This window comes from Chryseobacterium sp. UNC8MFCol (genome assembly GCF_000482305.1).
GTDB classification, from domain to species: Bacteria; Bacteroidota; Bacteroidia; order Flavobacteriales; family Weeksellaceae; genus Chryseobacterium; species Chryseobacterium indologenes.
Genome location: NZ_AXUZ01000012.1, coordinates 57,207 through 78,335, shown reverse-complemented (window position 1 = coordinate 78,335; position 21,129 = coordinate 57,207). Strand labels below are relative to the sequence as shown.

General features: G+C 38.1%; 20 protein-coding genes. 11 read left to right on the top strand and 9 right to left on the bottom strand.

The genetic code is table 11. The annotated features are described in order from the left end of the window. Positions 1–381: 381 nt before the first annotated feature. Positions 382–984, top strand: a complete 603-nt coding sequence (locus M030_RS0106150) for a TlpA family protein disulfide reductase (protein ID WP_027372691.1) — start codon at positions 382–384, stop codon at positions 982–984. A gap of 72 nt (positions 985–1,056) precedes the next feature. Here M030_RS0106150 and M030_RS0106145 read toward each other — a convergent pair whose 3' ends face one another. From M030_RS0106145 to M030_RS0106125, 5 genes are all read right to left on the bottom strand, one after another. Further along, positions 1,057–2,184: an agmatine/peptidylarginine deiminase gene (locus M030_RS0106145; RefSeq protein WP_027372690.1), complete on the bottom strand. Its 1,128-nt coding sequence runs from the start codon at positions 2,182–2,184 to the stop codon at positions 1,057–1,059. 68 nt (positions 2,185–2,252) lie between these two features. Continuing rightward, positions 2,253–3,077 (bottom strand): GyrI-like domain-containing protein, encoded by an 825-nt coding sequence (locus M030_RS0106140; protein ID WP_027372689.1) that lies wholly within the window; start codon positions 3,075–3,077, stop codon positions 2,253–2,255. Positions 3,078–3,186: 109 nt separating this feature from the next. Continuing rightward, positions 3,187–4,641 (bottom strand): sigma 54-interacting transcriptional regulator, encoded by a 1,455-nt coding sequence (locus M030_RS0106135; protein WP_027372688.1) that lies wholly within the window; start codon positions 4,639–4,641, stop codon positions 3,187–3,189. Between the two features lie 64 nt (positions 4,642–4,705). Further along, a complete protein-coding gene (locus M030_RS0106130) occupies positions 4,706–5,845 on the bottom strand; it encodes a vWA domain-containing protein (RefSeq protein WP_027372687.1) in 1,140 nt (379 codons plus the stop codon). A 213-nt stretch (positions 5,846–6,058) separates the two neighbouring features. Beyond that, positions 6,059–7,039, bottom strand: coding sequence for a helix-turn-helix transcriptional regulator (locus tag M030_RS0106125; protein WP_027372686.1), 981 nt, complete (start codon positions 7,037–7,039; stop codon positions 6,059–6,061). 297 nt (positions 7,040–7,336) lie between these two features. Between M030_RS0106125 and M030_RS0106120 the strand changes: the two genes are divergently transcribed. The 5 genes from M030_RS0106120 to M030_RS0106085 all read left to right on the top strand — a co-directional run bounded on the left by M030_RS0106120 (position 7,337) and on the right by M030_RS0106085 (position 12,946). Continuing rightward, positions 7,337–8,053 carry a DUF6796 family protein gene (locus M030_RS0106120; protein WP_027372685.1) on the top strand — a complete coding sequence of 239 codons (717 nt, stop codon included), beginning with the start codon at positions 7,337–7,339 and terminating at the stop codon, positions 8,051–8,053. A gap of 523 nt (positions 8,054–8,576) precedes the next feature. Then, positions 8,577–10,277, top strand: a complete 1,701-nt coding sequence (locus M030_RS0106110) for a sensor histidine kinase (protein WP_228375189.1) — start codon at positions 8,577–8,579, stop codon at positions 10,275–10,277. After that, positions 10,261–10,914, top strand: a complete 654-nt coding sequence (locus tag M030_RS0106105; RefSeq protein WP_034722193.1) for a response regulator transcription factor — start codon at positions 10,261–10,263, stop codon at positions 10,912–10,914. Before M030_RS0106110 ends, M030_RS0106105 begins: the two co-directional genes overlap by 17 nt. Before the next feature lie 488 nt (positions 10,915–11,402). Further along, positions 11,403–11,801 carry an ACT domain-containing protein gene (locus M030_RS0106095; RefSeq protein ID WP_027372682.1) on the top strand — a complete coding sequence of 133 codons (399 nt, stop codon included), beginning with the start codon at positions 11,403–11,405 and terminating at the stop codon, positions 11,799–11,801. A 197-nt stretch (positions 11,802–11,998) separates the two neighbouring features. Next, entirely contained in the window at positions 11,999–12,946 is a 948-nt protein-coding gene (locus M030_RS0106085) for an alpha/beta fold hydrolase (RefSeq protein WP_027372681.1), read from the top strand. A gap of 195 nt (positions 12,947–13,141) precedes the next feature. Here M030_RS0106085 and M030_RS0106080 read toward each other — a convergent pair whose 3' ends face one another. Continuing rightward, a complete protein-coding gene (locus M030_RS0106080) occupies positions 13,142–13,483 on the bottom strand; it encodes a DUF2511 domain-containing protein (RefSeq protein ID WP_027372680.1) in 342 nt (113 codons plus the stop codon). Between the two features lie 210 nt (positions 13,484–13,693). Here M030_RS0106080 and M030_RS0106075 point away from each other — a divergent pair, with 210 nt between their 5' ends. Both M030_RS0106075 and M030_RS0106070 read left to right on the top strand, forming a co-directional pair. Then, positions 13,694–14,644: a hypothetical protein gene (locus tag M030_RS0106075; RefSeq protein ID WP_027372679.1), complete on the top strand. Its 951-nt coding sequence runs from the start codon at positions 13,694–13,696 to the stop codon at positions 14,642–14,644. Between the two features lie 35 nt (positions 14,645–14,679). Then, positions 14,680–15,015, top strand: a complete 336-nt coding sequence (locus M030_RS0106070) for a hypothetical protein (RefSeq protein ID WP_027372678.1) — start codon at positions 14,680–14,682, stop codon at positions 15,013–15,015. A gap of 72 nt (positions 15,016–15,087) precedes the next feature. Here M030_RS0106070 and M030_RS0106065 read toward each other — a convergent pair whose 3' ends face one another. Beyond that, positions 15,088–15,483: a VOC family protein gene (locus M030_RS0106065; protein WP_027372677.1), complete on the bottom strand. Its 396-nt coding sequence runs from the start codon at positions 15,481–15,483 to the stop codon at positions 15,088–15,090. A 150-nt stretch (positions 15,484–15,633) separates the two neighbouring features. On the opposite strand from M030_RS0106065, the gene M030_RS0106060 reads away from it, so the two are divergent. Together M030_RS0106060 and M030_RS0106055 are read left to right on the top strand one after the other, a co-directional pair. After that, positions 15,634–16,218 carry a Crp/Fnr family transcriptional regulator gene (locus M030_RS0106060; protein ID WP_027372676.1) on the top strand — a complete coding sequence of 195 codons (585 nt, stop codon included), beginning with the start codon at positions 15,634–15,636 and terminating at the stop codon, positions 16,216–16,218. 62 nt (positions 16,219–16,280) lie between these two features. Further along, positions 16,281–16,907 (top strand): FMN-dependent NADH-azoreductase, encoded by a 627-nt coding sequence (locus M030_RS0106055; protein WP_027372675.1) that lies wholly within the window; start codon positions 16,281–16,283, stop codon positions 16,905–16,907. Between the two features lie 33 nt (positions 16,908–16,940). Here the strand turns inward: M030_RS0106055 and M030_RS0106050 are convergent, their stop codons facing one another. Together M030_RS0106050 and M030_RS0106045 are read right to left on the bottom strand one after the other, a co-directional pair. Then, complete coding sequence (locus M030_RS0106050) at positions 16,941–18,260, bottom strand: sensor histidine kinase (RefSeq protein WP_027372674.1); 1,320 nt, start codon at positions 18,258–18,260, stop codon at positions 16,941–16,943. 46 nt (positions 18,261–18,306) lie between these two features. Beyond that, positions 18,307–19,650, bottom strand: coding sequence for a sigma-54-dependent transcriptional regulator (locus M030_RS0106045; RefSeq protein ID WP_027372673.1), 1,344 nt, complete (start codon positions 19,648–19,650; stop codon positions 18,307–18,309). 175 nt (positions 19,651–19,825) lie between these two features. Here M030_RS0106045 and M030_RS0106040 point away from each other — a divergent pair, with 175 nt between their 5' ends. After that, the gene (locus tag M030_RS0106040) at positions 19,826–21,067 is read left to right on the top strand and encodes an efflux RND transporter periplasmic adaptor subunit (protein WP_027372672.1); all 1,242 of its coding nucleotides are present in this window, start codon (positions 19,826–19,828) and stop codon (positions 21,065–21,067) included. Positions 21,068–21,129 lie beyond the last annotated feature (62 nt).

The following is a 21,129-nucleotide window of genomic DNA, read 5'->3' as shown; positions in this document are numbered from 1 at the left end:
AAGCCTGCAGTTTTTAATTGCAGGCTTTTTTTAAATCATCAGACAATTTGGTCAATGTATCAGAGTTATAAGGAAATTTGTAATTTGGTGTTCCGAAAATGTAGAGAGATCATCCATCGGTATGTTTGAGTTGCAGGTGTTCGGAAAATATAATAGCAGAGGTAGCGCTTCAGTTTTTACATTCACATTCATACAGTGTTAGGTATTGTCAATCAGTGGTTTTTGGCCAGTGGTGCAGAGACGTTAATCAGGGTAATAGAAAAAGAATGTACAGCATTAAACTGCCTGCTAAAAATTTAAATTTAACATTCAGGGAATGGAGGACTTCAATGACTTTCAGGTTTGTGAAGTTTTAAAAGAATTATCAGAAAAATAAACGGTATGGAAAATATGAAAAAATGGTTAAGAGCAAACTGGTCTACCGCTCTTTTAATGGGAGTGTTTATTATTCTTCTGGTCAATAAAGATGCAAAAGCGTGGCTGATGAGACAGGTAGCCTCTACAGGACTTCTCAATTCTTCATTTTCAGGTTCTAAAGATAAAAATCGGAAGATTACCTCTGTCGAAAACATGAATTTATCTCTTAAAAAAGACAATGGTTCTGTGATCAATACTGCCGGTTTGAAAGGGAAGGTAGTCTTTATCAATTTCTGGGCTTCCTGGTGCCCTCCATGTCGGGCTGAATTTCCTTCGATACAGGAATTTTACGACCAATATAAATCCAATCCGGACATGGTATTTCTGACGGTAAATCTTGATGATGATCCGGAATTGGGCAAAGTGTATATGAAACAGAAGAATTTTACACTTCCTTTTGTAATTCCCGCAGGTCATATTCCAACCCCATATTTCAGTGGATCTCTTCCCACTACCGTTGTACTTGATAAAAAAGGAAGGGTTCAGCTTCATCATCAGGGGCTGGCCGATTACAGTAAAGAATCATTTTATCATGAGATTGATGCCTTATTATCGGAAACTAACTAAAGCTTAAGTTACCGGAATTTTTCTGTAAACGGCAAACCCTGCCAGAATAGGCAGGGTTTGCCGGGCATTATCTTATTTTGGTTGCTGTTGTGTTACACAATGTACCATTCCGCCGTTGGCAAATAAATTTCGGCAATCAATTCCTACGACCTTTTTATCCGGATACAGGTTTTGGATCATCTGGTTGGCCATTGCATCATTAGGATCATTGTAGTTGGGAACCAATACACGATTATTAGCAATATAATAATTGATGTATGAGGCCTTGCCTACATTTTTTCCATAGGTAGTAATAACGTCTTTTTGAGTTAAAGGAATCTTTACCAACTGATATGGAGCACCATTTTTTCTGGTGGCACTGTACAACCGGTCAATATCAGCATCCGGTACCTGCCAGTAGGCAAGGTTATCAGGATTCATCGTAATAATTGTTGATGAATTGGCAAATCTTGCAAAACCGTCAATGTGCATGTCGGTAATATCCAGTCCGGCTTTTCCGTCAAGCCAGATAAATTTGGTAACGCCCAGATTTTTGGTAAATATTGCTTCTGCCTGCTGTTGCGTCATTCCGGGGTTTCTGTTGTTGTTCAGGACAGAACTTTTACAGGCCATCAAAACTCCGTCTCCGTCAATTTCCACACTGCCACCTTCGTTGATCATTACAGAATTGAGATCGATTTTGGGCGTATTAGTAGCCGTGGCAATTTTGGAAGGTACGGCGTTACAATGATTAAAAGCTGCCTTATTTCCCCAGCCATTAAATCCCCAATCCTGAATAAACAATTTTCCACTTTGATCCTTTACATAAATAGGTCCGTTATCTCTTACCCAAAAGTCATCAGTCTCATAAAGCTTAAAATCAATATTATTCAAAGAAACACCTGCGTTGTTCAGTAGATCGGTTATACGATCTTTTTCGTAGCGGTCGTAAGCGATGATGTGAACTTTTTCACTTTGTACAAGTTCTTTGGTCATCGCCACCCATGTAGGGTCAAGCCGATTGCGGTACGTTGTGCCATACTGATATTCGTGAGGCCATTGAAGCCAGGTTCCTTCGTGCGGAGCGGATTCTTCGGGCATGGTATACACCACAGATCCCGGTGTAGGATTCGGGTTACCTGATGGATCTGATATATCTCCCTGACTACAGGAGAGCAGAATAGCTGGTAATAGTGAAAATAAGATTTTCTTTTTTTGCATAATGATCTATTTTGATAAGGGCAAAATTAGATTCATTTGTACATTGAAAGTTGTCCCAAATTGACAATCTACTTTAAGGGTAATAAAATATACGTGAGTTGTTCTTCTTCATTACCGGCAATGGCTGCATGTCTTTCATATTTTTCTATAATAGGGGAATGCGAAAATTCAAGACCGGAGTTGAAAATCCAGCGGGAATAAATTTTGGTATAGGTCTCATCAATCGTGTCATAGCTTCCCGTATGGATAAACCGGGCGTATTTGCCTCCTAAAATCGTTTTGGAAGGCAGTTTTTTATTACTTGCCTGCACACTCACACAGGCATCATACCGGCAGCTGATTTCAGTCTTGATCAGGGGTTCATCTGCAATAATTCCAAAGTAATCCGCATCAGAAGCCTCAAATTTATTTTCCAGAAAATTTTCCCATAGCAGTTCAATTTCTGCATTATTATAATGGGTATGCACGCTTTGATAAAAGACCTGGACCGGTTTCAGGTATATAATTTCGGGCTCCAGAAGGACACCTGAGGTTATCGGAACCAGCTCTGGGCCGCAAAGTAATCTTTCTTTACTGAGCTTGGCTTCCTTGGGAGAAATTCCAAAATGCTGTTTGAAAGCCTTGGAAAAAGATGCGATATTGGCAAATCCTACTTCAATACCGATGCTTGTAAGATTTTCTGTGGTATAGAGGATCCGTTTATAAGCGTTTTCCAACTTCAGCCTTTGCTGGAAAGCACCAATGGTCTCACCGCAACTGTATTTAAAAATACGCTGGATATTCCTGTATGAATAATGTGAAACGTCTTCCAGATCCTTTACTGAGATCTTTTGATCATAATTTTTCTCTATAAAATGAATGACTTTATAAATGCAGTTCAGGTTATCTTCCATAAACGGGTTACTTTCAGAGACAAACGATCCGGAGTAGACTGCAAATGTAAATAAAAAGGTCTACTTATTTTGGGTAGACCTTTTGTTTTCTGTTAAATTAGAATAGCATTTAGTTTCTTAAAAACTGTCCTATTCCTGTTGCATCAAAGGTAAATGCCGATTGATTCTCAGATTTATCGATTTTGCTGCTGATGGTTAATGCCCATAATACCAGTTCTTTGCAGAAGTTTTGATCTTCTGTGCCCAGTTCAGATGCATTTTCTTGAACGAGAGTCACTAAAGGAGAAATTTTATTCAGTTTCGCGTAAAATTCCTCATCCGTGTCATTGTAGTTGAGTTGAAGGTGGTTTTTATTAAACCATCTGATCAGATCGGTATAGGGTGTCTTAATATCTTCTTTTTCCAGTTTAGGAATGCGGGGAAACAGGCTTTCAAACTGTATCATCACAGCCTTATCAATTAAAATTTTTGCTACATAGTCGGCACCTTCCTGTTCACCTTCATATACCAGTTCAATTTTTCCTGTAATAGAAGGGATAATTGACATAAAATCTAGCAAGCGAACGGTAGTTTTTTCCGAGCCGGATTCGATAAGCCGTAATTTTGCTGCTGCAACCAGGTTTTCCATGGCGCTGATCGTTAAACGGGCACTCACCCCGCTTTTGGCATCCACGTATTCGCTGTCACGGGCCACGAAAGCCACTTCTTCCAGAAGATCTTTAGCCAGGTCAGGGATTTGAATCTGAGATCTGTCTTCCGCTGAAATCATGGCTTCCTGCTCAGTAATCTGGCGGGCCAAAGCAATGGTTTTAGGGTAGTGTGTGAAAATCTGAGATCCGATTCTGTCTTTCAAAGGAGTTACAATACTGCCACGGTTGGTATAGTCTTCAGGATTTGCAGTAAAGATAAATTGAATATCCAGCGGCATTCTCAATTGGAACCCGCGGATCTGAACGTCTCCTTCCTGTAAAATATTAAACAATGAAACCTGAATTCTGGCCTGCAGATCGGGTAATTCATTCAGTACAAATATAGAACGATTCGCGCGGGGAATCATTCCGTAATGCAGAACCCGTTCATCAGAATAGGGTAATTTAAGCGTAGCCGCTTTGATAGGGTCTATATCACCGATAAGATCGGCAACATTGACATCAGGAGTCGCCAGTTTTTCAAAGAAGCGGTTGGAACGATGTACCCAGGAGATCGGAGTTTCATCACCCAATTCGGCAATGAGATCTCTGGCATATTTTGAAATAGGATGAAATGGGCTGTCGTTGATCTCAGATCCTTTTACCACGGGCATATATTCATCAAGCAGGTCAACCATGCTTCTGGCAATTCTGGTTTTTGCCTGTCCGCGAAGACCCAATAAATTGATGTGGTGACCGGCAAGAATTGCTTTTTTCAACTGAGGAATAACAGTGTCTTCGTAGCCCCAGAGACCTTCAAATACGGGTTCTTTAGCCTTAATTCTTGAAATTAAATTGGCCTGAATTTCCTCGCTGATCGTTTTATCAGTATAGCCTGAGTCTTTTAATTCTTTATATGTAATATCGTTTTTCATTTTCTTTTAAATACTAATTATCTGGATGAGATGTTTTTAGAGAGATGCTTTAGGGCAAATCTCACTATATTCTCTTTATTCTGTTTTTTTCGTAATCTTCAAAAATCATTTGTCCTAGACCTGAAAGGCCTGTCAGAAAGGCTTTTCCTTTATTCTGTGCGGTAAATGCTTCCACAAACTGACGCAGATAAGGATCCTGTGCGATCATAAACGTAGTAATCGGAATCTTTAGCTTCCGGGCCTGTGCGGCTCTGTTGAGACATTGGTTGACAATCATCTCATCCAGACCATAGCTGTTCATGTAAAATTCACCTGTTGGCAGCTGGATGCAGCTCGGTTTTCCATCGGTAATCATAAAAATCTGCTTATTGGTATTCCTTTTTCTGCGGAGAATATCCATGGCAAGTTCCAGGCCTGCAACCGTGTTGGTATGGTAGGGCCCTACTTTCAGATAAGGAAGGTCTTTGATTTTAATGGGCCATGCCTCATTTCCGAAAACAATAATATCGATGGAATCTTTTGGATATTTTCTCTTAATTAATTCCACTAAAGCCATCGCAACTTTTTTAGCCGGAGTAATGCGGTCTTCACCATATAAAATCATGGAATGGCTGATGTCTATCATCAGTACAGTACTCATCTGGGCCTTGTGTCTGGTTTCCTCTATGATAAGGTCATCCTCTGTCAGTCGTAAATCTGAGATACCGTTGTTGACCTGAGCGTTCTTTAGACTTTCCGTCATATTGACTGTTGAGATATCATCTCCATATTGGAAAGACCGGTTTTCACCCTCACGTTCATCACCAATACCCGTTTTGGTTGTACGATGATTTCCTATACCGCTTTTTTTCAGTTTTCCGAAAATCTGTTCCAAGGCGTATTCGCGTAATGCGGCTTCCAGTTTAGGAGTCAGTATATTTTTACCTTTTCCTGCTCCGGAATTACCATCTTCAGGGTCTTCTTCCTTGATATATCCTCTTTTCTTCAGATCCTCTTCAAAGTCGTGAATGGTATATTCATCATCAAAAATATCATATTCCTTATCCAGCATGTCAAGCCATTCGAAGGCCTCTTCAAGATCTCCGGAGGTATGGGTAAGTAAATCTCTGAAAATATCAAAAACCCTGTCAAAATTTGATAATTCTTCCGGAATATGTTTACTGAATGTAAAGCCATTCTGAAAATTAAGATTTTTATTTTTCATAAAAAATGAAGCTGTTTGCTGTTATCTGATTTTGAATACCTGGTCATCCTTCCATCAGAAGTTTTCTGATCACATTCATCAAAGTATTCAGAATTTTTTACTTTTTTAAATGATACAAGTTAGGAAATAATCATATCAAGATCCCGGATGATAAATAGAAAATACTAATGACTGCGATACGAAATGAATATATAAGGGGTTATCCTGCTTTCATTAATTTCTGATTTTACTGGGAATAATATTATATTTTCTCTTGAAAGCGGTGGAAAAATGTCTCGGATTTTTATAACCCATTCTGTCAGAAATCTCATTGACATTTAATTCTCCACTGATAAGTAGTTTTTTCGCTTCTTCCATTTTGAGATCATTCCAGAAATTAAAGACGGTTGTTCCAAATAATTCTTTGAAGCCCTTTTTTAGGGTAAATTCATTGGTTCCTACCTGATGGGCAAGATCCGTGAGCGTACAATTTTTACTGAGATTAGCCATGATATAATCGCGGACTGCATGTATTTTTTCTTCATTCCGTTTGGAAACAGTTGATATTGAATCTTTAGTGCTGAAAAACTGTTCAAGCTGCAAAAGGAGCAGTTCTGTTATTTTGGCTTCGAGATAGATGCGTTTGAAAGTCCCTTTCCTGTTACAATGCATAATGTCAGTAAGGATCTGGTACATTTCTATACTTATCCGTCGGTGTTCAGGAGCAATCAGGCACGAATTCCGGTCTTCAATAGCAGTTCTGAATGCCTCAAACAAACCAGAGTTTTCAGGAAGAAATTTTTTGAAAAAACCGGGAGCCAGGTTAATTTCCAGGATTTGCATATCATGTCCGTCGAACTCCATCTTGCCACACATCTGATGAGCATAGATAATATTGTGCTGATCGTTTTCAAAACAAATGATTTTCTGGAAATTTTCCGACTGCGCTTCGCTCTTACCACTGATCGTAAAATGCATTTCAACGCTGTCAAAATCACTTTCTACATACAGCATAAGCCGGCGGGCCAGAGAAACGTTTCCAAAACCAATATGAACATTCTCAAAACAAATCTCATGATAAAAACCATTTCCGATAGGAGGTTTTATATGAATAACTGATTCCCGGATCTGCCCGTCATTTTGGAAGAACGCGTCCGGGTATTCCTTTTCAATCAATGTCTGTTCCGTCTTTGCATCGTATAATCTTAATGTCATTGTTCTGGTGTTGGGTTAAAGTTTCCGTTTCGCGGACTTTTTATTCCGTTTCACATCCTCTCATATCCGGATTTACCTGATACTTTTGCACAAAGATAATTTTATTTAGAATTATTCTTAATAATAGAATTGCTTTTTATGAAAATTCATATAACGTGAAAAGAATATTGAGATAAAAAATAAGTGTAATACCAGATACGGATGATCATTGTTTGTAACAAACGTTATCGTATCATGCTTGGAAATTAAAGTATCAATGACTATCAAAACAAATAATTAATACATAAAATACATAATATGAAATATTCACAAAAAATAAACTGGTCTTTTGCCGCTGCCATTATCGTATCTCTTTGCTGGCTGATAGGCGATATATTTGTAGCAGGATTTGATCCTGATCCTGCTGATTATCCCTTATTTTCAAAAACGTATGCCGATCAGGCGGATGTAGAATTTGCCACTTTAATGTTGGAGGGTTCGGCATCACGGCTGATGTTTGGAGCTCTGATCGGAGCGCTTACAGGTCCGTTACTGTTGCCGGCAACCTGGCTGGTATATCAGTTTTTTAAGGACACTAAAAAATGGTATGCCGTCTTTGTCTATTGGGTTTTATTGGTAGGAGCGGTTTTATCTCCTTTAGGGCATGCAGGATTCTTTTATGTGGGAGAAATCTATAAAGCAGTATACCATACCGATCCCGTGGCGCATTCTTATCTTTTGGAAACGGGAAGAAACTTTATGAAAATGCTGAACATAGCCTGGGGAGCTGCGATTGGTGTCCTTGCTATCGGCTGGATTTCATTTGCAGTGTGTATTTTACTGAATAAAACCCTGCTTCCGAGATGGATGGCATTACTGACTCCTTTTATTCTGACTTTAATGATTATTCCGTTAAAAGGACTGTTACCACTTCCTTACTCAGGATGGGTGGGAGGAGCGATTTTCAATATCGCTTACACGATTTTCTTCAGTACATTGCTGTTTCTGTTCAGAAAAAGATTGGTTCATCGGTAGAACCTTTTCAAAAAATATTTGCTGAGAATGCAGGGTTTAAACATCTGATTGTCTCATTGTTATTGTTTTTTTTTGTTATCGCATTGACTTTGATCTGATGAAAATGATACTTACAATATGGATAAAAAAGTTGTTAGTTTTGAGGAAGTAGGTCGTTGTAAAATGACGGGGATAAGCGTGCAGCAGGATAAAGTTCCTGATAAAAAATAGTGACATTGTCAAATATTTGATAAGCCCCAACTTTTGCCATCAATCTAAAAATATACCTATACACTAGGAAATTTTAAAACTTTAATTGAATTTTAATGTAAAAAAGAATTAAAATTTGTAAGTTTTATCTCATATTTACTATTATGACAAGACAAAAATTACTTTAACTTTGCTAATTAAATGATATACATTGATTAATGCAATTTAATTAATGATATTATATTATTTGGAATTAATAATAAACGAACTGAAGTAATTAAGAAATTAATTTAGCATATAAGTAAATATGGCCTACAAATTCTTAAATTTTAAATTGAGAAAGATTGTTCATTACTCATTAATTTTCTGTATTTTATTGATACAGGGGATTATTGCAATATTTTTTTATAACGAGTTTGTCAATGAAAAGAAACTGAAGTTTATTAAGACCCAGCTGGAGGAAAGCCGTGCGTTAGGCGGATTGACAGACAATTCGAGGAAAGATTTCATGGATGCGCAGGATCACCTCCAAAAATACATGATCAATCAGGATAATAAAGAGCTTGATCTGTATTTTCAATCACTCAGAAAACTTAAGAATAATTTTGACAAAATCGGGGAATATGAAAAGGCAAGTCCAAGGCTAAAAAATACTCTGGCTAAGCAGAAAATAGATACCCTGAAAGTGACCAGACTTAAAAGTCTCATGGATTCTGTGTACAAAACTTCTCTGAAGCCGCCGGTAAAGATGGATGAAAAGCCTTATGAACCTGAAAAATACAAAAATAATTTTGAAAACCTCAATATCCAGACCCGTACGTATGCAGATACGATAAAAAAGAAAGGATTCATGGGGCGTTTGAAAGATGCTATCACCGGTAAAGTAAATGTTCAGAAGGAAAGTACTGTGGTTACTTTAACGAATAATAAAACGGTTGACCTGTCTAATCTTAAATCGGAAGTGAGCAATGTGATGAAATCTATGGACAAGCATTATGCTGCCGAAGTGAAGAAAGTACAGCTATACGCGGCCAGGAACCAGAGAAATAATATTCAGTTTTATAGTAATTTCAGCAAATTGCTGGTCTACAGTAACGGGCTTATTGATGTATACGAAAATGCAATCAGGGATTTCAAATCGGAACTGGAAAAGGAATACAGCAAGCAGAGCTCTGCCAATAATAAAATAAGAACGTATCTCGTATTCGGGCTTATGGTCTTAATGTTTATCGTCTCTATTCTGATCATGTACTTCACCAGAGTTGCCTTTATCTATGAACGTAAGCTTAATGCTGCGAACGAAGAGATTAAAAATAACCTGAGTTTTAAAAACAGAATACTGGGAATGCTGAGCCATGATCTAAGGTCTCCGTTGAAAATCATCAATATCTTTATTGACAAAATTTACCGGACTACAGATGATGAGACCATAAAAGACTACCTGAAGTCGATCAAATTTACCAACAGTACGTTACTTCTGCAGTCTAATCAGATTCTGGAGTATACAAAGAACCAGGATGCAGAAAAAAAACTTATTAATACAGTTTTTAATCTTAAAGATGAAATCAGTTCTATTGTAAAGGTAATTACGCCGTATATAGAAACAAGGAATAATAAATTTGTTGTGACAGACAGAATTCCGGAAGGAACTATGGTCAATTCCGACAGTATCAGGATGAATCAGATCTTTATGAATATTCTGGGAAATGCTAATAAGTTTACAGAAAACGGACAGATTGATCTTACCATGATTACAGAAACCATTGGCGAGCACAAGATTGCTTTTACAACAACAGTGGCCGACACGGGAATCGGGATATCGGAGTCTGATCTGAAGAAAATCTTTGAACCCTATTATCAGGGAACAGTATCTGATGAGGTAGATAATCTCGGGGCAGGTCTGGGACTTAATCTTTGCAAGGAAATTGTAGAGCTTTTCGATGGTGATATATCCATCTCCAGTAAGCTGCACAAAGGAACGAAGATAACATTCAAGTTAATTTTAAATACTAATAATAATGGAGTTACCAATTGAAAATAGAGAAATAATTTTTCTTTTAGCAGATGATCATAGTATTGTGCGACAGGGAATGGAGATTGTAATCAGCGATATAGCTCCCAATGCGAAGGTGTACCATACATCATCGTTACAGCAGATCACAGAACTGGTGGAGTCTAAAGATATTGAAATGGCTGTCATTGATGCCCATTTTCCGGATGGGAACAGCCTGCATATTATTCCTGAAATCAAAAAAGTAAATCCGGCTATTAAAATTTTGATTTTTACCGGACTTGAAGAGGATCTGTATGCCTTAAAATTTATCAAAGCCGGAGCTAATGGGTATCTCAGTAAATTAAGCGAAGAAGAAGAGGTGAGGGAAGGTCTCACACAGTTTATCAAAAAAGGAGAATATTTCTCTGACACAGTCCGAAAATTGTTGGTACAATTTATCTACAATCCTGATCTGATAAGTCCGCTGAGTCCTTTAACCAAACGGGAACTGGAAATTGCAGAAATGTATGCCGATGGATACGGAAACCTTGAGATCGCCAATCAACTGAATATAAAGCAGAATACCGTAAGTACCATTAAGAAAAATATATTTGAGAAATTAAAAATAGAAAACCTGGTGGAGCTCATAGACCTCATTAAAACACATCATAAAATATAAATTTCCACGTCTTTTATCAGACTTTTTTTTTCGTCAAAATTTCAGCATCGATAAATATCTATAAGGTGTCCGACATGTATCGAGTGGTATTATAGGGGATCATATGCTCTAATGTCGTTACTTTGTATTATAAAATTTACCAAATGAGAAAAACGCAAAATTAAAAGTATATTTTACTTATTTGCAATCAGGTAAATCATTATGACTATACAAATAATAAACTATAGTAATATACGACTACAAATGATGAAAAAAAATAAATAAAAGCGTATACGGCCTTATTGACTTCTTGAAAAACACAAAAAAAACACAAAAAACATATAAAACACAAAAAGAAGTTAAAAAAACAGGCCTTATAAGTCAAGTTCCTAAAAAAGGAGGCGGGAGAGGCCTCCTTTTTTGTGTCTATATTTTTGCTCATCCGATTCTCTTTTTTATCAAATGATAAACAATATTGAAACATATCTCTTTAGCTTTGCAACAAAAAAATGGCTGGAGAAACAGATTTGGCGGTATTGCTTCAACATATGGAACCCGTATTGAATCCGGGAGAGTATGTGTTCTGCAACATGGAGAACCTGGACAGAATTCCCGGTATGGATGAGATATTATTTTTCTTTCGGGAAAAGGAGGCGGTTACAGTTGTGTTGAAAAAAGAAACTGCCGACCAATGGAATCTTCAATATAGCTATATTTCCTCATGGATAACTTTAAGTATTCATTCTTCGCTAGAAGCTGTAGGGCTAACGGCAGCTTTTGCCAACGCTCTGAAACATCAAAACATTAGTTGTAATGTTGTGGCAGCGTATTTCCATGATCATATTTTTGTTGCGAAAGCAGATGCTGAAAAGGCGATGGAGGCTTTACATAAGCTGAGCAAACCATAATGTTATTCAACGTTGCTACAGAAAATTCAAATCATAAGATTGGAAATTGTATCCACTCGGCATTTAATTTTTTCAAAATAATTTTCAGCTTTCCTAATGTCTGATTAAATCCCGGATATGTCCTGTTTAACCTGTTTGTAGATGTTTTGCCTGTTGGCAGAGACTATGTTTGCACCATCAATTAAAAATAAACAACAATGAAAGCAATCAGAAAAATCTCCGTCGCAAGCATGTTATGTTTAACTCTTTTCACGGTAGTGACAATGTCCTGCAGGGAAGAAAATGAACCTCCCACGATTCAGGAGGTACAGGGTGACAGCCATCAAACCGCCAAAACCAGATATGTAGAGGTAAAGGGAAATGCATTTGCCTACCGTATTCTGGGGAAAGATCAGGGAATTCCCATCGTTTTATTACCGGGGCTGGGAGGATCCATGGACGACTGGGATCCTGCCGTAACAGACGGCCTGGCCAAAGAGTACAAAGTCATTTTGTTTGATAATAAAGGAGTCGCGGCTTCAAAGGGAGTTACCCCGAATACAATTCAGGGAATGGCAGATGATGCTATCGATTTTATGAAAGCTCTGAATTTGGCTAAAGTAAATATCATGGGCTTTTCAATGGGGGGATTTGTGGCACAGAGAATTGTTTTAACTGAACCTTCGCTTATCAATAAGGTAATTTTAACAGGTACCGGCCCAAAAGGTGCTATAGGACTAGCCAATTTACCGAATATTATCGCCGGAACAGCAGGATTAAGTGCTGAAGAATCGTTCCTGAAATTCGGATTCACAGAATCTGCGCAGAGTATTGCAGCCGGGAAAGCTGCTTTTGCAAGGGTTCAGCGTCGTATGATTGACAGGGATCTTCCTTTAAGTGATGCCACATCCAATTCTCAGTTTGCCGCTGTTTTAAATTGGGCACAACCTGACGCCAATGCACTGAATGAAATAAAAAACATCAAGCAACCTGTATTGATTGCTCACGGTGAAAATGACCTTCCCATATCGGTGCAAAATGCTAAAAATATGAATCAGAATTTAGAACATTCGGAGCTTGTGATATTTCCGGATTCCGGACATGCTTCTTTCTTTCAGAACCATGAGGCGTTTGTAGCGAAAGTGAACACATTTTTAAGTAAATAATCGATTACAAATTATAATTACATACAAACAGCCCTCCACTAGGATAGGCTGTTTGTATGGTTTTAAGCTCCTTGTTATGATTGAGCAGAGGACTTTTCTTCCTATTTTCGAAGGTAGGTATTTTAGTTCAAATTAATAGACAAATCTTCGCAGGACCTTCTTACTCACTTTCTCCTGTTACCTTTCAAGTATTTCTTATTTATCCTCACAAAGTTGCAGCCCCTCAGTTATAAAATCAGTATAGTAAAGTTTCAGCCCGGCATGTTCAGGATCATCAAGCCATATTTCTTCAATTTTACTGATCGATGGGTCATTTTGTGAAATACCTTTTGCTGTGCCATTTAATGCATAGGTTTTTCCATTATTGGCTTTGCAGTAAACTCCTTTGTAGCCTGTGCAATACACTTCAATTTCATCAACTGCAAACGGCCAGATACCCATGTAGTCTTGTTTTTTAAATGTTAGGCTGTTTTTTTGAGTGTTACCACTGCAAGATATTATTAAAAGAATGATTGATAGGCTGTGTAATATTTTCATAGATTAGATTTCCTTTCGCAAATGTACTATTGATGATTTTATAGGTATTATGGGTTTCCGTAAAGAGCAATTATTGTATGTACTTCAAAAACATTTCATCGTTTCCGTGTTTCTACTCAATTCACCATTTGGTTATTTATACGCTAGAATTTCTTTTGGTTTCTTTGTTACTTTGGGGTATTCAAGGATTGAAAACTAAAACCCGATATCATGAAAACAATCACCATTACCTTGCCTGTATCTCCGGATTATCACAATGAATCTGCAGAGCTGCAAAAAACAGAGTATACCTTAACTTTTGACCTTCAAAACGGAACACATCGTGTGGAAACCACTCCTGTACCGGTCGGAAAACTAATATATCTTGAGAATACCAACCTCATGGCACAGCTTTCTTTTACCTATACGTATGAAGAAGAAAATAATATGATTACGATCAGCGGCCCGGACTACACCGCAGAAGATGCTGTGTGCCTCACCACTTTTCCCGAAGGTACTGCAGAATATGCTTACCAGAGAGGGTCAGAAATCAAAATCAGTACTGAAAAAGCACTGTATAATCCCAACTGGAACTACAATACGCCAATGACGCCCCAATTAGAGCAGGTTTTTACAAATACTGTGAAGGATGCAAGCCAGGTTTTGATCGATGCTTTTGTAAAGGAAGATCTGACTGTTCAGGTGAAGACACAACCGCCTCTTCTGACTTCCGAGGAACACGAAGACCTTAAAATCGTGTATCAAAATGGTGTATTTGCCGGTTTTTACAACCCACAGGAGCAGTACGGTGATGAGTTTGTTGTAAAATCTATTTATTCCGTATGGGGTGGGGAAGTAACGTTCAGTAAAAATGAAAATTTTGCCAATGTCATCGGAAGTACCAATGATCCCAAGATTGCCAGTAAATCCTGGCTTCAGCTCTGGGCAGACCAGTACGGCTATCCTTCCTGCTGCACTTCCTTAAATTACAGTCCCGTTACCTGTACAAGCAGTCTCGTTGGTGGCCATGTTATTCTTGGTAGGAAAGCGCAGAAAGTGGCGACAGGTTCCAACAGTGTATACATTATGCCGATTTGCAAAGCTCATAATAACAATGATAATGTATATATGGCGGCAATTATTTACCAGAAAGGAGTCTGGTTAAAAAATTATATGAATTAACTACTTATTTCAGAAACAACCAAAAACATCAAAATATGGTACATTTAACTTTGCAGTCCGTCGAACAATGTATTACGGCTGCGTACAACAAATTCCTGACAGGACAGGGTGGAAACATTACCTGTGCAACTACAGATAATGGAAACGTAGTCATTCAGACCGTCATCAGAGGCGATCAGTTTGATTGTGGTTTTGCCGGTTATGATATGAATAGAAATGATAAAGCAGGCCTTAGGAACTGGTGCACCACGCATCCGGGAGGAGGCTGGGTTTTCGGATTCAGAGATACAGATCCTGCCCATCCGGATAATGTGAATGTTATTCTGAGAACTCCGGCTCTTTTTTTCAATTTTCACGTTTATCTTTATTAAAAAGATCGGCGTAAGTTTTTTTACAAAAAATACTGCCTCATTGAAGCAGTATTTTTTTTGAAAATAAATATCTTACTTAAATTTTTGAATCGCTTCAACACTTACAGGTGTGAAAAAATTAATCAGATTACCATCAGGATCACGGAACAGCAATGACCTGTTTCCCCAGGGCATTGTAGTCGGTTCCTGAACAACATGGTCGGTAAGGCCTTTAATTTTCTCGTATTCCCTATCAACATCGGCCACCAGAAACTCTATAATTGTGCTTTGATATCCCTCAGATCCGGTAATATTTTCGCCAAACATTTTCATCGTACGTGTACTTCCGATGGCAATGGTAATAGTGCTGGTTGAGAGTTCTGCAAAATCTTCTGTGTACCATTGAGGAGTTACACCAATTGCCTTTTCATAAAATTGGACGCACTGTTTGATGTTTTTGCTGATAATTCTTAGAGAAGTAAGTTTCATATTGTTAAAATTTTATTGTTGAATAATTTTAAACAAAGGTAACAGGGAGTAGCGACAGCAGTATGTCAGTAGGGTTTAACAATTTAGTCTGTGACTTTTTTGCGGAATATTCTTGTAAATTTGTCCGTAACGATAATCGCTCCAACTTGTATGAAAGAAAATGCTTTACTCAAGAATATTTCCAGATATATTACCTTAACAGAGGAAGAGGTTGAAATTTTTAAAAGTTTCTGGACGGAAAAAACATTGGAGAAAGGAGAGTACCTTTTAAGGAACGGGAATGTCTGCCGCTATGATAATTATGTGGTTTCAGGTTTATTAAAGGCATTTTACATCAATGCTGAAAACGGAAACGAAGAAATTCTTTATTTCTCAATAGATGACTGGTGGGCCAGTGATATCGATAGTTTTTCTAAACAGAGAGTTTCTGTTTATAATATTCAAGCTCTTGAGAAAACAACTGTATTACAAATTAGCTATCATTCATTTCAAAAGCTTTTGCTCAGAATTCCGCGATTGGAACGCTATTTTCGCCTTATTCTCGAAGGTTATCTCGGAGTACTGCAGAAAAGGATCATTTACAACAATATCTATGATGCGGAATACAGGTATTTTGATTTTCTGAAAAAATATCCGGATATCGCTGCCAGAGTTCCTCAATATCTGATCGCTTCCTACCTTGGAGTGTCTGCCGAGTTGATCAGCAGATTGAGAAAAAAAAATAAATCCTCTTGAACTAGATCAATTTTTTAGCCTTAAATAATTAGGAATTTTGCTTCATCATAATAACGAAGCATATGAAAAAAGTATTGATCATCAACGCAAGTGTCAGAAATGAGAGATCTTACAGCCGAAAGTTGTCACAGCTTTTTGTAGAGAACCGGAAATCAAAACATCCAACAGATGTATTTACCTATCGCGAAGTAGGAACTCAGCCCATTCCCGGTATTGATGAATCCTGGATCGCCGGCGCTTTCATTAAACCGGCAGACAGAAATGAAGCCAGTCGCAAAGCATTGAAATTAAGTGATGAACTTGTTGCCGAGCTGCACGAACATGACATCTATGTAATTGCAACACCCATGTATAACTGGTCTCTTCCCAGCGGATTAAAGGCATATATTGATCAGATAATGAGATTTAATAAAACCTGGAAATTCAGGTCGGGAGTTCCCGATGGCGACTATGTCGGTCTGCTCGAAAATAAAAAACTTTTTGTATTATCAAGCAGGGGAGATACAGGCTATGGAGAAGGAGAGAAAAATGAACACATGAATTTTCAGACCACTTATCTGAAGTTTATTTTTGGGATCATGGGAGTAAAGGATATCAGTTTGTTTTCTCTGGATAATGAAGAATTTGGAGGCGAAATATTTGAAAGATCCAAGAAAGAAATCTTTGACAGAATAAGCTTAATAGAATAAAATGGAGACTTAAAATTGCAGCTGATTATTGAGTTATTCTAAAAACCATAACTCAAAGTTGCTTCCCTTTTCCCGGGCCTGATAATTGAGATAGCCGCCATGAGCTTCCATGATACTTTTTGTAAGTGTCAATCCTATTCCGGAGCCATTGGCCCTTGTCGTGAAAAAAGGAAGGAAAATTTTGTCTTTAATTTCGGAAGTGATACCGCTACCACTATCAATGATACTGATAATAATCCGTTTGTTATGCGATCTTACTATTGTTTTGATCACTTTATCCTCCGTTTCAGAGACGGCATATATGGCATTCAGATAAAGATTAATCAGGCTGCGTTCTATCATTTTCTCATCCGCAGATACCCTGAAATCGTCTATTTCTGTACTGACAAATATTTTTTGTTTTTCAAATTCAGGTTTTAAAAAAATAATTGCAGATTCAATCACCTTTTTCAATGAGACGGAAGCCAGTACAGGTTTGGGTAATTCGGCGACCTGCCGGTAATCATCCACAAAGCTCAGGAGCTGTTTTGATTTGGAATTAATGATCATCAGGCTTTCTTTCATTTCTTCCTGATCATCTTTGCTTACCGTTTCCTGGTTGCTGATGTATTCAAGGTTTTGAATCAGGCTGTTGACCGGAGTAAGTGTATTGAGAAGCTCGTGAGAAATCACCTTCATCAGGTTATGCCATGCGAGTTTCTCTTTTTGTTCAATGATTTTCTGCACAGATTCCAATGTGATGATATAAAAGCGATGCTGAGGGTTTTTCACCTGTTTGGTTCGTAATGAAAAAGACTGCTTGGAATTGCCCTGAACAGAAATATCGAAAAATTCCTGTGAACTGTTGTAACCGGTATTCTCAATAATATTATAAAACTCAGGTACTTTCGATGCATACAGGTCCCATTTGTTGTATTTGGGGATTCGTAAGCTGTTAAGAAAAGCTTCATTTACGTAGAACACTTCCCAGTTTTCATTTTCGTCCGAAAGGATCATGAGCCCTGTTTCCATATGGTCGAGGATGCTTTCGTAGAGAAGCTTATACGAAGATAAAGACAGCTGTTCATCCTTACATTGATAATAAAGCTCGATGCTGCTATTCAGAAGAGTTTTTCCTTCTTCTTTTCCAGGAAATAATGAAAAATCTTTTCTCCGGATAGAAGAGATTACTTTTTCTGTTTTAGAAGCCTGGGCATGTACTGACGAGTACATCAAAGCAATAAAAGCGATAGCCAGCCCGCTGAACACAAAGGCATTGAACCATTTCCCTTCTGAATAAAAATGATAAGCAGTTATTCCACTCACCATGGCAAGCAGATTGTACAGCAGCCACCTATATTTTCTGTTTTTCATGAGTCTTTTTTAGTATTGATAATGCTCCGTACAGCTTAAGCTCCATTTATAAACCAAATTTTTCCATTCTGCGATACAGTGCTGCCCGTGAAAGCCCCAGATCTTCTGCCGCTAAAGAAATATTTCCCGTATGTTTTTTTAAAGCCTTTCTGATCAGTACTTCTTCCATTTCTTCAATATTAAGATTGAAGACCGTATTTTCCATTTCTTCCAGTTGAGGGATAAGCAGCTGAAGCTTGCTGTCACCGGACAGAATAATGCTTCTTTCCAGGCAGTGATCAAGCTCCCGGATGTTTCCGGGCCATGGGAAGTGGGTAAGGCTGGCGACTGATTCATCGGTAAGTTGCAGATCTGGCTTATGATACTTGTGTTTGTACCTGTCCAGAAAGTATTGTGCCAGTAATCCGATATCTTCCTGCCTTTCCCTTAAGGCCGGTATCTGAATTTCCACCGTATTGATCCTGTAATATAAATCCTGACGGAAACGGTTTTCAGCAACGGCTTTTTTAAGATTTTCATTGGTCGCAAAAATAAACCGGACATCCAGCATCCGTTCTTTTGACTCTCCCAGTCTTGAGAGCTTTCTGTTTTGAATCAGGCTCAATAATTTGGTCTGGAGCTGAAGAGGCAGGTTTCCGATTTCATCAAGAAAGACGGTTCCATTCTGGGCATTTTCAATTTTACCGGCATAGTCCTGATACGCGTCTGTGAAGGCCCCTTTTTTATATCCGAACAATTCAGATTCAAAAAGACTTTCCGAAATACTTCCCAGGTCAATATGTACAAAAGGCTGGTTTTTCCTTTCCGATTGTTCATGAATAGATTCTGCCAGTACATATTTTCCCGTACCATTTTCTCCCAACAACAGGACATTGGCATCTGTAGGAGCTACCTTTTTAATTTGTTCAAGCACTTGCTGCATTCGTGGCGAATGGCTTTCCAGCTGGTATTGTTTGCTTTTCTGGCTCACATTTTCCCACTGGTTGAGCTTTCTGTTTTTCCGGGAGATATCTACAGCCAGATTCACGGAAGCATACAATTTTTCATTATTCCACGGTTTAAGGATAAAGTCTGAGGCTCCTGTCTTTAAGGCTTCCACTGCCAGTTCCACTTCGCCATAAGCCGTCATCAGAATAATGGGAAGTTGGGGCTCCAGTGTTTTGATTTCGTGCATCCAGTACAAGCCGTCCTGTCCGCTCTCAAACCCTTTTCTGAAGTTCATGTCCAAAACGACGGCGTCTACCTGATGTCTTGCCATGAATTGTAGTATTTCAGAAGGTTTGCTCAGGCAACTGACCTCCGTAAAGAACTTTTTCAGCCACACTCTTGCGGAGAACAAAATATCTTCATCATCATCAACAATCAGGATATGGGCTTCTTTTTTTCGCATGCTAGTCTATTGAATGTATTAAAAGTGTCCGTTTTCGTACAAAAAGTGTCCGATAATGAACAGTTACTTGCTTATTGATAAAAACATTATTCCAGATTTTCAAGGACTTACAGATTTATATTTTCCTGGTATCTGTCTTGTGTAATCTATTGTAACAAAATGAGTTATCTTTAATATGGATACGAAAATAGTAAAAAAGAAATCGAAATTAAAATTTGTTTTAGCCGGATTAATCCTATTGTTGGTTATATGGGTTTTCGGCCTGTATTTTACCCGACAGAAAAAAACGTATAATGTTTCTTCTGAGAGCATCCAGATTGATGAGGTGACGCAAGGAAAATTTGAAGATATGCTGATGGTGACGGCCCAGACTCAATCTCTTAATTCTTCACTGGTGAATGTTTTGGAAGGTGGAGTCGTCAAGGAGGTTTTTGCAGAAGACGGACAAATGCTCACTAAGGGAGTGCCCATCGCAAGGGTATACAATCCTAACACAGAGTTCAGCTATATGAATCAGGAAACAGGAATTATGCAACAGATCAGCCAGATGAGAACCACACTTCTGGAACTCAAAAACCAGGAACTGATCCAGGACAAGGATTTGCTGCAGGCGCAGAATGATTACAATACGGCACTTCAGAATTTTAATCTTCAAAAAAGACTTTATGATGCAGAGATCGGAAAAAAGACAGAGTATGATGTCAGTGTGCAGAACCTTGCCTATCAGAAACAGCGGAAATCCATCATCGAAAAAGGTTTTTCAACAGAAAAAAATTCACGCGCTTCCCAAATGTCAGTGATCAACAGTTCAATAGGGCAGATGGAGAAAAGTCTGCAGATTTTACGTTCCAACAAAAACAATTTCCTGATTATAGCGCCGGCTTCGGGAAGGCTTTCATCATTTGCCATTTCATTAGGTGAAAACCTGACGACCGGACAAAGTATTGGGAAAATAGATCTGATGGGCGGGTACAAACTGGTCGCAAAAGTAGATGAATATTATATCAATAAACTTCTGAACGGAATCAAAGGAACCCTTGATAATGAACAAAAGCATTATGAAGTGGTCATTACCAAAATTTTGCCGGAAGTGAAGGACGGGCAGTTTCTGATAGAACTTAACTTTACCGGAGAAAAGCCGGAGAACCTGAAGATAGGAATGACTTTCGGCCTGAAATTAAAACTCTCTGCAGATACACAAAGTAGAATGATTCCCAAAGGAAATTTTTTCAAAGAAACCAATGGAAAATGGATCTTTGTAGTCAATGCAAATAAAGCCGGGAAACGAAACATCAGCCTTGGAAGAGAAAATCCGTTGTATTATGAAGTCGTTTCAGGATTAAAGACCGGAGAAAAAGTGATTACATCAGACTATTCTGACCTGAAGAAATATGAAATTCTTGATATTAAAAAGTAAAAAGATGAATATTTTTAACCTTTTATTATTACCATAAAAAAGTATAATCAATGATAACATTC